Source organism: Corynebacterium lizhenjunii (assembly GCF_011038655.2).
Lineage (GTDB): Bacteria > Actinomycetota > Actinomycetes > Mycobacteriales > Mycobacteriaceae > Corynebacterium > Corynebacterium lizhenjunii.
In genome coordinates this window covers 1,681,667-1,696,843 of the sequence record NZ_CP064954.1, presented here as the reverse complement: position 1 = coordinate 1,696,843, position 15,177 = coordinate 1,681,667, and the positions used below count along the sequence as shown (strand labels likewise).

Below are 15,177 nucleotides of genomic sequence, written 5' to 3'. Positions count from 1 at the left end.
GCGGTATTGAGTGCACCCGCACCCCGTTGCAGTGAGCTTCCTCGTTTAGACATTATCCAGAACATGACGTGCGTCTGGTGCCCAGCCGGGTGCTAGACACACAGGTGAAAGGCGAAATCCCCTCTCATGACCACCCCGAGCAATAACAACCTCGCAGACATCAAGGTCGTCGGTGTCGGCGGCGGCGGCGTCAACGCCGTCAACCGCATGATCGAAGAAGGCCTCAAGGGCGTCGAATTTGTCGCGATCAACACCGACGCGCAGGCGCTGCTGCTGTGTGATGCCGATTCCAAGCTAGATATCGGCCGGGAGGCTACCCGCGGCCTGGGCGCCGGTGCCAACCCAGAGGTGGGCCGCCAGGCGGCCGAGGACTCCAAGTCCGAGCTGGAAGAGTACCTGCGTGGCGCCGACATGGTCTTCGTTACCGCCGGTGAGGGCGGTGGCACCGGTACGGGTGCCGCCCCGGTGGTGGCTTCCATTGCGAAGAAGCAGGGTTCGCTCACCGTTGGTGTGGTGACCAAGCCCTTCAAGTTCGAGGGCCAGCGCCGCACCCGCCAGGCTGAAGAGGGTATCGCCGCCTTGGCTGAGGTCTGTGACACCCTGATCGTGATTCCGAACGAGCGCCTGCTGCAGCTTTCTTCTGAGGAGCTGCCGATTGTCGAGGCTTTCCGCCTGGCCGACGAGGTGCTGCACAACGGTGTGCAGGGCATCACGGATCTGATTACCACCCCGGGCATGATCAACGTTGACTTTGCGGACGTGCGCTCCGTGATGGCTGATGCCGGCTCGGCCCTGATGGGCATTGGTAACGCCCGTGGTGAAAACCGCGCCCTGGTCGCTACTGAGCAGGCTATTAATTCTCCGCTGCTGGAGTCCACTATGCACGGCGCCAAGGGCGTGCTGCTGTCTGTGGCTGGCGGCTCCGACCTGGGTCTTCACGAGATTAACCAGGCCGCTACCTTGGTCAATGAGCACGCTGACCCGGACGCCAACATTATCTTCGGCAACATCATTGATGATTCGCTGGGTGACGAGATCCGCGTGACCATCATCGCCACGGGTTTCGACGCGGAGAAGAACCGCCACGATGACGGCCGCTCCGGGATTATCTCCCATGAAAACCCCTCCCCGGTGCACCACCAGGAGCCCGCAGCTCCGGCCGCCACTCCGGCCCCACAGGCCGAGCGTGGCTCCCTCTTCGAAGACCGCTCCTTCGAGGATCGCTCCGCCGCAGCAGGGGAGCGCCAGAGCTACCAACCGCGCCACGAGTACCGCGTGGGCGAGCCGGACCGCGGCGCAACCCATGACGCCGGCCGCGACCGTGGTCCCCGCAACGAGGAAGCCGGGCTGTTTACCTCCCGGCAGCGAGCAGACGAGCGCCCGGCCAGCGATAGCGACGACGATCTCGACGTGCCGGACTTTCTGCGCTAGGACTCTCCGCTGAAGCGCTAATCTGGAGTGCATGCCAATAAACGAGGAAGCACAATCCGGCGCACCTGATGTGCGCCACCGCCCCGTCCGCATGGTGTTTACCACCCGTGCCGGCGGGGCTTCGGCGTCCCCCTACGACTCCTTCAACCTGGGGGATCACGTGGGCGATGACCCAGCTGCGGTTGCGGCCAATCGCCAGCGCCTGCAGCGGATACTCGGTGTGGAGACGGTGGTGTATATGGAGCAGCTCCACACCAATACCGTCACCGTCGTTGACGGCTCAAGCACCCGCATTGAGGCTACCGATGCCCTGGTAACCACGCGCCCTGGCGTCGCCCTGGCCGTCCTGGTGGCTGATTGCGTCCCGGTATTGCTGGCGGACCATCGCGCAGGAGTGGCCGCGGCCGTACACGCGGGCCGTCTGGGGGCGCGTAACGGCATCGTGGCGGCAACGGTGGCCCAGATGGAGCGCCTGGGGGCACGCCCCGGTGCCATAACGGCGGTGTTGGGCCCGGCGGCATCGGGAAGAAACTATGAGGTGCCGGCTGAGATGGCGGCCGATGTGGAAGCCAAGTTACCGGGCAGTCGCACCACCACGGCGAAGGGGACAGTGGGCCTGGACTTGCGGGCGGGGATCGTCAGACAGCTGCTGAGCCTGGGGGTGACCGCTATTGAGGCGGACCCGCGCTGCACTATCGAAGACAAGGACTTCTTTTCCTATCGCCGCGAGGGCACCACGGGCCGCCAGGCCGGGGTGGTGTGGCTCAATCCCGCAGCAAACAGCCCTGCAACCCTCAAGGAGCAACAGTCATGAGTCGTAAGGATGAACTAGCCCACCGCCTGCAGACAACGCGCGAGCAGGTGGCCCAGTTGGCCGCGGCTGCTGGCAGGCCTGCGCCGGAGATTTTGCCGGTGACTAAGTTTCACCCGGCGGCGGACGTGGCCTTGCTCGCGGAGTTGGGAGTGACGGATGTCGCCGAAAACCGGGAACAGGAGGCTCGCGCCAAGGCCGAGGAGCTGCCGCAACTGCGCTTTCACATGATTGGCCAGGTGCAGACTAAGAAGGCTAACCATGTGGCGCGGTGGGCGGCCAGCGTGCATTCGGTGGATTCGCTCAAGCTGGCCCGCGCCCTCGACCGTGGTGTTGCCTTGGCCGTCGAGCGCGGGGAGCGGCGGGAGTCTGGCGATGCCCCCGCTATCCTGCCCGTCTTTATCCAACTGTCTGCAGATGGTGATGCCGCCCGCGGCGGGGTGCCCATGGCTCAGCCGCAGGCCGTGGCCGAGCTGGTGGAAGCGGTTGAAGATTCCGTACATTTGCGCCTGGCGGGCTTCATGGTGGTACCGCCGATCGATGCCGACCCGGCGGCGGTTTTTGGCGCAGCGCGTGCCCTGACCGACGAGTGGGCGGGGCGGTTGGGACGGGAGTTGAAACTCTCCGCAGGCATGAGCGCGGATCTGCGCGCTGCGATTGAATCTGGCACGGATATTGTGCGTGTCGGAACCGGCATCATGGGACCGCGGCCGATACTTTAGGAACAACGCAAATGCGCACCTCAACGCATAGATCTGAAGTCTCAATGAAGACTTTAGGCTTGAGTTGCGGGTGCAAGATATCACCGAGAAAACACATCCCATTGTGGGGAACAGAGGGAGACGACGCATGTCCTTTATCGACCGCACCAAGGAGTTCTTCGGCCTGGCGCCGATGGACATGGATTCTGAGGACGCCTACTACGCACAAGAGTCCCGCTACGACTCTGGCCACGACGCCGACCGTGACGCGAAGTACGCAACCCGCTACGAGTCCAAGGGCTCTGCCGCCTATGCGCCGCGTACCGCCCCCGCGCCGAGCTACGAGTCTGCCCGCCCAGCGTATGAGCCCACCATTGTGCCGCTGTCCCTGCGTGATTACCGTGAGGCTCCGAAAATCGGCGACTCTTTCCGTGATGGCGATGTGGTGATCCTCGAGGTTACGGATGCAGAGCCCGGACACGCCAAGCGACTTGTGGACTTCACCGCTGGCTTGGCCTACGCGGTGGACGGGTCCAAGATGCGTAATTTGACGCGCGAGATGGACACCTCCCGCAAGGTTTTTGCGCTGCTGCCCGCCGGTGTGGATATTGATGACCCTGAGCTGCAGCGCATGGCCCACCTGCGCTAGAGCCCTTCTTGCTGTGAGCTTGCCGATGCCCCTTCCGGCCACCCGTCTGCCCCGCCTGCAGGGGAGCAACGGGGCGGGGAGGGGGCATCGGCAAGCAGTGCTTGGGGCCTGGCGCAAACACAGGCTTGGGCGGGAAAGGGAATTTTAGGATAGGCTCGATGGGCGTGAATGACATTGGCATAGCGCTTTATGTATTAATCCAGTTGTACACGTTGTTGGTCATTATCCGCGTTGTTGTGGAGATGATTGCTTCATTTTCGCGCAGTTTCAGCCCGCCGCGGTGGTTCAGCATGATTGCGGAGCCCATCTTCAAAGTGACTGACCCACCCATTCACCTTCTGCGACGCGCGATTCCGCCGCTGCAGCTAGGAGGGGTGGCGCTGGACGTGTCCGTGCTGGTGCTCTTTGTGCTGCTCAACCTGTTGGCCGCGCTGGTAGGGGTCATTTTTATCTGACCGTTGTGGGGGCGTTGCGCTGGTGCGACGCGACCTCCTGTGGAGCCAATGCGCGGGCAATGAACCTCAAGTAAATGTTCATTATCCGAGAATTTTGGCTACAATGAGACCAGCCGTACTAATTACTCAACCTGCACGGTGGTAATTTAATAGTTAGACCTTAGACCCGGAACCGCGCGGAAGGGACCTTCTGCGCAGGCCACTAACGTAATGTCCTGGGCTGTGACCTGGGTGCACCGACTCGAAGGGGAAGACAAGTCAATGCCGCTGACACCCGCTGATGTACATAACGTCGCTTTCAGCAAGCCGCCGATTGGTAAGCGCGGCTACAACGAGGATGAGGTAGATACTTTCCTTGACCTGGTTGAAGACGCTCTTGCCCAGCTGCAGGACGAAAACGATGACCTCAACGCCCAGGTAGAACAGCTGCGTGCGGAGGCCAAGTCTGGCTCTGGTTCCTCGGTTAGCCCGGCTGGCAAAGCCACCGACTCTGTAGATGAGGCGGCGCTGCGCAAGGACATTGAGTCCAAGTTGCGTGCGGAGTACGACTCCAAGCTCAACGCCGCGAACCAGGAGGCCGCTGGCGCTAAGGCGGAGGCCGCTAAGGCCAAGGACGCTGCCGCACAGGCTCAGGAGGCCGCCAAGCAGGCCCAGGCCCGTGCTGCCGAGGCCGCCAAGGCACCTGCCGCCGCACCCGCCGCGGGTGCTGAGCTCAAGGCCGCGCAGGAGGATGCTTCCCGTGCCAAGGCTGAGCTGGAGGCTGTAAAGAAGGAGCTCGACGCCGCCAAGAAGGACAACGAGGCCCTGAAGAAGGCCGCAGCTGCTGCGCCCAAGACCGCTGCCGCTGCCCCGGTGGGGGACGCGCAAGGAATGGCCACCGCAGATACGCACATGCAGGCCGCTAAGGTGCTGGGCCTGGCTCAGGAGATGGCAGACCGCTTGACCAGCGAGGCCAAGGACGAGTCCGCCTCCATGCTGGCGGAGGCCCGTACGGCAGCTGAGAAGCAGCTCGCGGATGCCGACTCGCGGTCTAAGACTCAGTTGGCACAGGCCCAGAAGGAGGCCGACGCACAGCTGGCTGAGGCCCAGTCGCGCTCCCAGAAGCTGGTGGCCGACGCGGAGTCGAAGGCACAGCAGACTGAGTCTGATGCCAAGTCTCGTGCGGAGGCACAGGTTCGCCAGGCAGAGGAGAAGGCTGCCGCGCTGCAGGCCGATGCGGAAAAGAAGCACACCGAGGTGATGAACACCGTGAAGCAGCAGCAGGCCGCGCTGGAGACCCGGATTGCAGAACTGCGCACCTTCGAGCGCGAGTACCGCACCCGCTTGAAGACCCTGCTGGAGTCTCAGCTGGAGGAGCTGGAGTCCCGTGGCTCCGCTGCCCCAAATAGCGACGCGACTAAGGCAAATAGCTAGCCTGCACCGTAACTAACTGGGAAGAAGTTTCCACCGTGGCGCCCCGCGTGAACACCGCACGCGGGGCGCTGTGCTGTGTTACTCCTCTGTGTTACTCCGCTGTGTTACTCCACAATCGTGAGAATGTGAAAGGAAGCCCGATGTTGATTGCTGCGCTATTGTGCGCCCTGGTTGCCTTCGTGGCGTTGGTGGCTTTCGTGGCCACTGGCGCGACATGGGCCAGCTGGCTGGTCTTCGTGGCGGCGGGGGTGGGTCTGGTGCTCTTTGGCGCTGATTGGTTGGCGAAACACCGGCGCGATAAACCGCGACGGTAGCTGACGCGTTAGGCCGGGGGCAGCGGCAAGGCACGGCACGGCATGGCACGGCGCAGGAGCTGGTGGTCTAGCGGGGGCTTTCCTTTGGGGAGGCGGGCGTATTATACTGGCCGGGTATGCAGTGATCCGGCCATCACCGGGGAGCATTTTGGAAGAACGCTGCGGTAGCGGTCAGTAGAACCAAACGGGTGGGACCGATATCTCCTTCACTCAATGAAGCGGGGCCGCAGTGGCCCAAGCAGGGTGGTACCGCGAGCCAGGTAGGCGCGTCCCTGCAACAGATGAACGCTTAGTGAAGGAAGAAGGCACGCGCATGAGCGAAACCCCACAGGTGGGAAGCGTCTATCCCAAGGTAGATATGACGGGAGGCTCCAGTCGGTTCCCGGATATGGAGCAGGTGGTCCAGCAGTACTGGAAGGATGATGACACTTTCCAGGCGTCTTTGGAACAGACTCGGCAGTGCCCGGAGTACATTTTTTATGATGGCCCGCCTTTTGCTAATGGTCTGCCGCACTATGGCCACTTGTTGACGGGCTATGTCAAGGACATTGTTCCGCGCTATCGCACGATGGCGGGCAACTATGTGCCGCGCGTATTCGGTTGGGACACCCACGGCTTGCCAGCGGAGCTGGAGGCAGAAAAGCAGCTGGGAATCACGGACAAGGGCCAGATCGAGGAGATGGGCCTAGAGAAGTTCAATGATTATTGCGCAAAGTCGGTGATGGAGTACGCCCACGAGTGGGAGGCCTACGTTAACCGCCAGGCCCGCTGGGTGGACTTTGACAACGGCTACAAGACGATGGACATCAACTTCATGGAGTCTGTCATGTGGGCCTTCAAGGAACTCTATGACAAGGGTCTTATCTACCAAGGTTTCCGGGTGTTGCCTTACTCCTGGGCGGAGCACACGTCGCTGTCCAATCAGGAAACCCGCCTGGATGACTCGTATAAGATGCGCCAGGATCCGACCCTGACAGTGACCTTCCCGGTCACTGGCGCCCTGCCAGGCACCAACGCAGAATCCACGCTGGCCCAGCACCCGGAGCTGGCCCAGGCGGCTTTCCTGGCCTGGACCACCACGCCCTGGACCCTGCCGTCTAACTCTGCGCTAGCCGTGCACCCAGAGGTGGACTATGCGCTCATCCGCGCCACCGCGGGCGACTTTGAGGGGCGCACGTTCATCATGGCCCAGGCCCTGGTGGGCACGTTAGCCAAGGAGTTAGGGGAGGTCGAAGTACTCCAAACCTTCACCGGCTCCCAGCTAGCCGGCTTTAGCTACCAGCCAATCTTTGACTTCTTCCCGCAGCTGCGCAATGGCTTCCAGGTCATTGAGGCGGACTATGTCACCACGGAAGACGGTACCGGTGTGGTCCACCAGGCCCCGGCCTTTGGTGAAGACGATATGAACTCCTGCAATGCCTATGACATTGAGCTGGTTATCCCGGTCGATGAAAACGGCGAGTTCACCGCGCAGGTTCCGCCATACCAGGGGCAGCTGGTCTTTGATGCCAACAAGAACATCATCAAAGACCTCAAGGAGGCCGGCCGCGTGGTGCGCCACGTGACCATCGAGCACTCTTACCCGCACTCCTGGCGCTCCGGCGAGCCGCTGATCTACATGGCGCTGCCGGCGTGGTTTGTCAAGGTCTCTGCTTTCCGCGACCGGATGGTCCAGCTTAACCGTGAGGAGATCGAGTGGTTGCCGGCGCATATCCGCGATGGCCAATTTGGCAAGTGGCTTGAAGGCGCGCGCGACTGGAACATCTCCCGCACCCGCTATTGGGGTGCGCCCATCCCGGCTTGGGTGTCCGATAACCCGGAGTACCCCCGTGTGGACGTCTACGGGTCCCTGGATGAACTCGAGCGCGACTTCGGCGTGCGGCCCACCAGCTTGCACCGCCCGTACATCGACGAGCTCACCCGCCCGAACCCCGATGATCCGACGGGCAAGTCGAAGATGGTGCGCGTGCCAGACGTGTTGGACTGCTGGTTCGAGTCCGGCTCTATGCCTTTTGCACAGAAGCACTACCCCTTTGAGAACAAGGAGTGGTTTGAGACCCACTCGCCGTCGGACTTCATTGTGGAGTATTCCGGCCAGACCCGCGGCTGGTTCTACGTCATGCACGTGCTCTCTACGGCGCTTTTTGACCGCCCGGCGTACAAGAAGGTGGTCGCCCACGGCATCGTGCTGGGCAATGATGGCCAGAAGATGTCGAAGTCCAAGGGCAATTACCCCAACGTCAATGAGGTCTTTGATCGCGATGGCTCTGATGCCATGCGCTGGTTCTTGATGTCTTCGCCGATCCTGCGCGGTGGCAACCTCATTGTCACCGAGCAGGGGATCCGCGAGGGCGTGCGTCAGGCCATCTTGCCTATCTGGAATGCCTACACCTTCTTGCAGCTCTACGCTGGGCGCGAGGCCTCCTTTGATGTCAGCTCTACTAATGTGCTGGATCGCTATATCTTGGCTAAGACCCATGACTTGGTGGCGGCGGTGGATGCCGCGCTGGCAGATACGGATATTGCCACGGCCACGGAGGAGGTGCGCCTGTTCGCAGACGCCCTGACTAACTGGTATGTGCGCCGTTCTCGCGAGCGTTTCTGGGCGGGCGAGGATGCGCACCCGGAGGCCTTCAACACGCTCTACACGGTGCTGGAGACCGTTGCCCGCGTGGTGGCTCCGCTGCTGCCGCACGTGGCGGAGGTTATCTACCGGGGCCTGACCGGTAAGCGTTCCGTTCACCTGGCTCGCTTCCCGCAGGCGGCAGACTATCCTGCCGATGCCGCCCTGGTGGAGGCCATGGATGCCACCCGCGCGGTGGCCTCGGCGGCATCGTCAGTACGCAAGGCCAATAAGCTGCGTAACCGCCTGCCGCTGCCCAAGCTGACTGTGGCCTTGGCTGACTCGCAGCGCCTGGCGGAGTTTGCAGATATCATCCGCGATGAGGTCAACGTCAAGGAGGTGCTGTTGACCGATGATGTGGATTCGGTGGGTACCTTCGAGGTGGTGTGCAACGCTAAGGTGGCCGGGCCGCGTCTGGGCAAGGATGTGCAGCGCGCGATTAAGAACCTCAAGGCAGGCAATTACCAGCGACGCGGCGATCAGGTGGTAGTCGATGGCGACATCACGCTTAGCCCTGAGGAGTACACGGAGCGTCTGCAGGCGGCCAATCCTGCCTCGACTGCCCGGGTGGACTTGGGCAATACGGTGGCGGGCCTGGTGGTGTTGGATACCCAGGTCACCGAGGAGCTGGAGGCCGAAGGCTGGGCTGCGGATGTGATCCGCGGTCTGCAAGATGCCCGTAAGGCATCTGGTTTCGAGGTTTCCGATCGCATCCGTGTCGAGCTGTCCGTGCCGCAAGCGCGCCAGGAGTGGGCGCAGCGCCACGCCAGCCACATCGCTGCGGAGGTCCTGGCCACAGACTTCCGCGTCACTGCCGATGCCCTCTCTGGCCCCACGCATGCAGTGCTCAAGGATGTCACTGCCACCGTGGAGAAGGTCGGGGAGAAGGCCTAGCGCTGGGCTGAAAGCTGGGCCTGCGAATCTGCCAGGTGTTGGTGGATTTCGCGGGCGTAGGCGGCGGTATCGCCGGCCCGTAGCGTGAGGACTATACGACGGTGCCCCTCTACAAAATGGTAGGCCGTATCCAGATTTCGGCCGATGGCCGTGGAGGTGCACCGTTGTTGTTTCTCCCTTAAGGACTGCCCCACAGCGGCCAGTACACTGTTGCCTCCGTGGTCCATGATGACCTGGTGGAACGCCGCATCCAAGCGGGTGTATTCTTGCAGGTCGCCGTCACGCAGGCAGGCTAGTTGCGCGCCGATGAGTTCTTCGAGCTCCCCGCAGACCTGCCCGCGAAAGTCCTGGTCCTGGGCGCAGATGTGCCGGGCGCTGTGGGATTCGATGAGCTCGCGGGCCTCATAGACTTCCCGTATGCCCTCCGGGGGAATGGGCACCACCAGGGCTCCGCGTTTGGGGTAGAGTTTGAGGAATCCCTCGACCTCTAAGCGGAGAAAGGCTTCGCGCACCGGGGTGCGGCTGAGCCCCAGCTCTGTGGCCACGTCGCCTTCGGAGAGCAACGTGGTATCGGCATAAACGCCGTGGAGGATCCGCAGTTTGACCAAGTCATAAGCGCGGGTGGCGGCGGGGGTTTTCGCGGGCATGCAATAGATTGTGGCGGCCGTGGCGCATGGTCGCAAACCGGCCGTGGGCTAAGGTTTCTTTTATGCCAGCTTCCTTGTCCCACCTTGCTACCCAATGGCGCGCCCCCGGCGTCATGGTCTTTTCTGGGCTGTCGCTCTATGCGGGCGCGGCGGTGGCGGTGGGCTTGTTTGAGCAGTTTCCGCCGCTGGTGGTGGCCTGGTTCCGGGTGTCCGCAGCCGGGGTGTTGTTGGCGCTAATCGCCCGGCCGCGCCTCCGGCATTTCCGCGGGCGGGCGGGGGCTCAGGCTGCTGTGTATGGGCTGGCCACGATGGGCATGAATATGGCCTTCTACCAGGCGATCAACAGCGTGGCTTTGGGCACTGCCGTCGCGGTAGAGTTCTTGGGCCCGGTGCTGGTGGCGGCGTGGGGTTCGCGTTATCTGCGTGACTGGTTGGCCTTGGCGTTGGCGGCCGCGGGCGTGGTGGTAATTTCCGGGGCCACCTGGCACGATAGCAGCGATGGCATTGGCTGGGCTCTGCTTGCCGGTGGCTTGTGGGCGGTCTACATTATGGCAGGTTCCCGGGTAGCTATTGCACAAGATGGCGCCAGCCCGCGCACCACCATGGCTGTGGGATTTATCTACGCGGGCCTTGCCGGGCTGCCATGTGTGGCCTTCGCCTGGCCGCAGGAGGTGGGAATGGGCCCGGGCCACCTCATTGCCCTCGCTGTGGCCTTGGGGCTGTTGTCTGCGGCCATTCCCTATTCGCTGGACCAGGTGGTGCTGCGTATGGCCGGACCTAGCTATTTCGCGGTGGTCCAGGCTGTTTTGCCCTTGGTGGCGGCCTTAGTGGGAGCGGTGGCGCTGCGCCAGTGGCTTAGCGGGGGTGAAGTCGTGGGCATCGTGTTGGTTATCGCGGCGCTAGCACTGCGCAAGCCCTAGACGCTGCACGCGCTGCTGCGCAAGAGTGAGGGCGGCGGAGGATTTAGGATGGTAGGCATGCAACGCTGGGTCCTACACATAGACATGGATGCTTTCTTTGCTTCTGTGGAGCAGCTGACACGGCCTACCCTGCGCGGGCGCCCGGTCTTGGTGGGTGGAATGAGCGGGCGCGGGGTGGTGGCGGGCGCTTCCTATGAAGCCCGGGAGCGCGGTGCGCGTTCTGCTATGCCCATGTTTCGCGCCCAGCAGTTGGTGGGGATGCGCGGGGTGGTGGTGCGCCCGCGCTCTACGGTGTACGTCGCTGCCTCCCAGCGCGTGTTCGGAATCCTGGAGCAGGCTGTGGATGTCGTCGAAAAGGTTAGCATCGATGAGGCCTTCCTTGAACCGCCAGAGCTCTATGGGGCGCAGCCCGCGGCAGTGGAGCAGTGGTGCGCCCAGCTGCGCGCAGACATCCGCCAGCACACGGGCTTGGCGGCGTCCATTGGTGCGGGTTCGGGCAAGCAATTTGCCAAAATCGGTTCCGGGCTGGCGAAGCCGGATGGCATGTGCATCATTCCTGCCGCCACCCAGCTGGAGATCCTGCACCCCTTGCCGGTGGATAAGCTTTGGGGTGTGGGCCCAGTGACGGCGGCAAAGCTGCGCGCGGTGGGCATAGACAGCATTGGGGATCTGGCAGCTATGTCCCGCAAGGAAGTCGAGATCACTTTGGGCTCGACGGTGGGGGTGGCGCTGTGGCACATGGCCCAGGGGATTGATGAACGCCCGGTGGCCCCGCGCGCGGTGGCCAAGCAGATCTCCCAGGAGCACACCTATGCTCAGGATCTGCACACGCGGGAGTCTGTCGATGCCGCCATTGACCGCGCCGCCCGGGGCGCCCACCGCCGCCTGTTGCGCGATGGCCGCGGGGCGCGCACCGTGACCCTGAAGCTGCGCATGGCAGATTTCCACATAGAGTCCCGCTCGCAGACCTTGGCCTATGCTACCGATTCCCTCGATACCCTCCTGGCCACTGCCCTTAACCTCGCCCGCTACCCGGATGAACTCGGGCCCATCCGCCTGGTGGGGGTGAGCTACTCCGGGCTGGAGACGGCGCAGCAGGACGTGCTGTTTCCGGAACTCGACGCCGTGGTGCGCACCCCGGACCGTACGGCAGATTCCTGGGAGTACGAGCCCGGCGTGGCCGCCGTGCCAGGAACCCGATCTGGCGCTGGAGCAGCCAACACCGGGCAGGGCGTTGAACCGGTAAGTGGGCAGCGAGTGTGGGAACCCACCCAAGACATTGTGCATAGCGAGTTTGGCCACGGCTGGGTGCAGGGCACCGGGCACGGGGTAGTCAGCGTGCGTTTTGAGACCCGTAGCACTGGCCCTGGGCCCACGCGCTCCTTTGCAGTCGATGACCCCGACCTGCGCCACGGGGATCCCCTCGATAGTTTGGACTGGCCAGATTGGATAGCTAGCGAATTTATCCCGCCACAGCGCTAGCCCACCAGTCCCAGCGCTAGCCCAATAACGCCGCCGGATCAGTGCCCGTGGCCAGCGCTGCTGCCAGGAGCACCCGGCACTGGCCAGCGCGCAGGGTGCCGGAGCCCAGGGCCCCGGCATCGGCAAGCGTGGCGCCACCGCCTTGGCCACCATAGACCAAGGAGACCTCCCCCTCGGGCACGCGGGTGGTAATAATCACGCGTACCCCCTGCTCCAAGGCGGCCGCAACCCCGGCTCCCATGTCGGGGCCCATGTTTCCAGAGCCCAAGGCCTCGATGACCAGGCCCTGGTAGCCGGCGGCGCAGGCGGCATCGACAAGCTCTCGCGTTGCGCCCGGGTAGGCGGAAATGACCGCAACCTTAGTGGAGGCTAAGGCAGCCACCGGCAGGGGCACCACGGCGGTGGGTGCGGGGGTATCGGCAGCGGCAAAAGCATCCAAGGCGCTGGTGTGCAGCTTGCGCGCACCCCAGGCAGGCACCGTGCGCCCACCAAAGCGAATCCACACCCCCGGGGTGGTGATGTCCAGGCAATCAGCGAGGTTGCCAGGGCCATCGGGGGCGGCGGCATCCGCGCTGCGCTGTGCGCCGGTGAGAATGACCGGGACCTCACCGGTGTGGAAGAGTGCCAAGGCCAAGGCAGTCTCCTCTAGCGAATCCGTGCCGTGGGTGATGATGATGCGCGCCGGGCCAGCAGCTGCCTCCTGCGCCACCAGGGCGATAAGCCCATCGATATCCGCAAAGGTGATGGCGCTGGAGTCCAGGCGGCGATAATCGATGGCGCGAATATCGGCCTGCGGGAGGTAGGCCGCCAGATCAGCTGCAGTGAGCGTGGGCACCAACGCCCCAGAGGCGTCCTGGGTACACGCGATGGTCCCGCCGGTGCTAATGAGGACCGTGGGTGCAGGAGCGGAAGTAGTCATGGTGTCCTAGGGTAGCGCCAGTGTCTGGACTGGGGGAAGTGTGTGAATTGCCTGACAACCCTGTTTCAAACTTGAGGTTGGAATTTTGTCCCCGGTAGGCTCGGGAAGGTATGCGCGGGGGCTGAAGCTAAACAGTATATTGACCACCGTCACACCTGACTATAAGGAGAATTAGTGAACTTCCCGAAGATGGCACTGGCCGCGATGGCTCTGACCGCTGCCACGACCCTGACCGCGTGTTCTGGCGGGGACGGTAAGACTGAGTCCGCGACCTCCAGCGCGCCTACTTCTGCCCAGGCAGGCGGGGACACCACCGCCCCGGAGTCCTTGCCCACGGCGGCTGAGCTCAACGCGATCCTGGCTAAGGCCACTGACCCTGAGGCGTCGCTGGAAGAAAAGACGCAGACCGTCCAGGGTGGGGAGATTGCCCCGGAGCTCTTTGACACCATGGCTGCGTCCAAGGCGGAATCTGGCGCTACTTTCGAGGTCGTGGACCCGGTGGTGCCGGGCTTTACCCCGGACTCTTTGCTAACGACGGTGCAGTTTAGCCTGCCGGAGCGCCCCGAGCCGCAGATCGCAGAGAATGTGGAGTTTGTCTACGAAGACGGCCAGTGGAAGCTGTCGCAATCCTGGGCGTGCACCCTGATCTCCAACACCGTGAGCCCGGAGGAGATCCCGGCCATGTGTAACGCGCAGCCCACTGCCGCCCAGGCTCCCGGCGGGGACTCGGCAGAAGATGCACCTGCCGATGCCCCCGCTAACTAGCGTCCGCAAAATCTAAGGCCAGCTGCGTGGTCTGCAACACCCTGGCTTGAGTGTCCTCCTGGCCGTAGACCACCCGGGTGGTTGTCTCCACCTGGCCGGTAGGCAGGGGAGAGGTGAAGCTCACCCGTAGGCTGCCGGTGCTACGGGTGGTGGACTCGAGGACATTCAGGGTGCCAGAGGGGGCGTCGGCAGACTGGGCAGAACCTGCAGAGCCAGAGCCTTCGGCGCCAGACGCGTCAGGACCGACGCCCACAGGACCCAGGCCTTCTAGGGACAACGCGCCCAGGGAGGGCCTTTCTTCAATGCGCACCGCCAGGTCCACCCCGGAGTCATCCAGAGAGGTGATGGTGTAGGTAGTGGTGCGCAGCATGGTGCTTTGCCCCGCCACGCGGGACTCGACGGTCCACTGGGCACCGGCACCGACCTCCTCGGCGGGAAAGACCACCGGGGCAGCCAGCACAGCCATGATTGCCTGCTCGGTCAGGGCACGTGCTTTATCACCGGCGGCCTGCGGGGCCGCCAGGCGCACGGAGCTTACCTGTCCGCTATCGGCTGCGCGCCAGCCAAATTGAAACCCAGCGGCAGAGCTGAGGTCCTCCGGGCCGCTAAAACCGGGCTCGCCCACAGTCAAGAAGACGTTTCTAGTGGCCGGGGCCTGGCCTTCGGCTGGCTCCGAGGCCTCATCCACACTGAATTCCAGGGGTAGCGTGGTGTTAAACGTTTCCGGGGAGGCTGTAAAGCCTGCCACTTTCTCCTGGGCCACAATGTCCTGGGCAAAGCCCTCGCTGACCTCCACGGTGGCAGAATGCTCAGTGCCAATGTCCTGATAATTCAACACTCGCTTGGCGCCGGTGCCGGGGTTAAGGAGGGTGACCCTGGGGGCATCGACCCCGATGGCCACAGCCTGCTCCACCGGCGGACCGGGAGGGGAGTAAGAACACGCAGCCAAGGAGCCTGCGCCCAAAAGAGCGACGGCGGCCAGGGGAGCTAGGGCGGCGCGGGGAGAAGCAACACGTTTCACGCATACCAAAATACCGGAGGGCACTCTCTACAATGGAACGAGTGAGTCACAAGCCTAAGTCGAAACCCGCGTCCGGCAGTCCTGCCGGGGCAACCTCCCGGCGCAATCTGGGGGCCCTGGCGGCGGTAGGGG

The 15,177-nt window shown here is 63.4% G+C and carries 14 protein-coding genes; 11 read left to right on the top strand and 3 right to left on the bottom strand.

Annotated features, from left to right (window positions below):
* Positions 1–126 precede the first annotated feature (126 nt).
* The 8 genes from ftsZ to ileS all read left to right on the top strand — a co-directional run bounded on the left by ftsZ (position 127) and on the right by ileS (position 9,291).
* Positions 127–1,431 carry a cell division protein FtsZ gene (gene ftsZ / locus G7Y31_RS07995; protein ID WP_165010195.1) on the top strand — a complete coding sequence of 435 codons (1,305 nt, stop codon included), beginning with the start codon at positions 127–129 and terminating at the stop codon, positions 1,429–1,431.
* A 31-nt stretch (positions 1,432–1,462) separates the two neighbouring features.
* The gene (pgeF, locus tag G7Y31_RS07990; RefSeq protein ID WP_165010193.1) at positions 1,463–2,245 is read left to right on the top strand and encodes a peptidoglycan editing factor PgeF; all 783 of its coding nucleotides are present in this window, start codon (positions 1,463–1,465) and stop codon (positions 2,243–2,245) included.
* Complete coding sequence (locus G7Y31_RS07985) at positions 2,242–2,964, top strand: YggS family pyridoxal phosphate-dependent enzyme (RefSeq protein WP_165010191.1); 723 nt, start codon at positions 2,242–2,244, stop codon at positions 2,962–2,964. Before pgeF ends, G7Y31_RS07985 begins: the two co-directional genes overlap by 4 nt.
* A gap of 127 nt (positions 2,965–3,091) precedes the next feature.
* Positions 3,092–3,592 carry a cell division protein SepF gene (locus tag G7Y31_RS07980; protein WP_165010189.1) on the top strand — a complete coding sequence of 167 codons (501 nt, stop codon included), beginning with the start codon at positions 3,092–3,094 and terminating at the stop codon, positions 3,590–3,592.
* A gap of 164 nt (positions 3,593–3,756) precedes the next feature.
* Complete coding sequence (locus G7Y31_RS07975) at positions 3,757–4,047, top strand: YggT family protein (RefSeq protein WP_165010236.1); 291 nt, start codon at positions 3,757–3,759, stop codon at positions 4,045–4,047.
* Positions 4,048–4,308: 261 nt separating this feature from the next.
* On the top strand, positions 4,309–5,460 hold the full coding sequence (locus G7Y31_RS07970; protein ID WP_165010187.1) for a DivIVA domain-containing protein: 1,152 nt from the start codon (positions 4,309–4,311) through the stop codon (positions 5,458–5,460).
* Positions 5,461–5,600: 140 nt separating this feature from the next.
* Entirely contained in the window at positions 5,601–5,774 is a 174-nt protein-coding gene (locus G7Y31_RS07965; protein ID WP_165010185.1) for a hypothetical protein, read from the top strand.
* A gap of 313 nt (positions 5,775–6,087) precedes the next feature.
* Positions 6,088–9,291, top strand: coding sequence for an isoleucine--tRNA ligase (gene ileS / locus G7Y31_RS07960; RefSeq protein WP_165010183.1), 3,204 nt, complete (start codon positions 6,088–6,090; stop codon positions 9,289–9,291).
* Here the strand turns inward: ileS and G7Y31_RS07955 are convergent.
* Entirely contained in the window at positions 9,288–9,938 is a 651-nt protein-coding gene (locus G7Y31_RS07955) for a GntR family transcriptional regulator (protein WP_165010181.1), read from the bottom strand. The two genes, ileS and G7Y31_RS07955, sit on opposite strands and share 4 nt — an antisense overlap.
* Before the next feature lie 62 nt (positions 9,939–10,000).
* On the opposite strand from G7Y31_RS07955, the gene G7Y31_RS07950 reads away from it, so the two are divergent.
* Entirely contained in the window at positions 10,001–10,858 is an 858-nt protein-coding gene (locus G7Y31_RS07950) for an EamA family transporter (protein WP_165010179.1), read from the top strand.
* Between the two features lie 57 nt (positions 10,859–10,915).
* Positions 10,916–12,340 (top strand): DNA polymerase IV, encoded by a 1,425-nt coding sequence (locus tag G7Y31_RS07945; protein WP_165010177.1) that lies wholly within the window; start codon positions 10,916–10,918, stop codon positions 12,338–12,340.
* Between the two features lie 16 nt (positions 12,341–12,356).
* Here the strand turns inward: G7Y31_RS07945 and G7Y31_RS07940 are convergent, their stop codons facing one another.
* Entirely contained in the window at positions 12,357–13,259 is a 903-nt protein-coding gene (locus G7Y31_RS07940; protein ID WP_165010175.1) for an asparaginase, read from the bottom strand.
* Positions 13,260–13,433: 174 nt separating this feature from the next.
* Here G7Y31_RS07940 and G7Y31_RS07935 point away from each other — a divergent pair, with 174 nt between their 5' ends.
* Complete coding sequence (locus tag G7Y31_RS07935) at positions 13,434–14,024, top strand: WKL family lipoprotein (RefSeq protein ID WP_165010173.1); 591 nt, start codon at positions 13,434–13,436, stop codon at positions 14,022–14,024.
* Here the strand turns inward: G7Y31_RS07935 and G7Y31_RS07930 are convergent.
* Positions 14,017–15,045 (bottom strand): hypothetical protein, encoded by a 1,029-nt coding sequence (locus G7Y31_RS07930; RefSeq protein WP_235923112.1) that lies wholly within the window; start codon positions 15,043–15,045, stop codon positions 14,017–14,019. The genes G7Y31_RS07935 and G7Y31_RS07930 overlap by 8 nt on opposite strands.
* Positions 15,046–15,177: the final 132 nt, after the last annotated feature.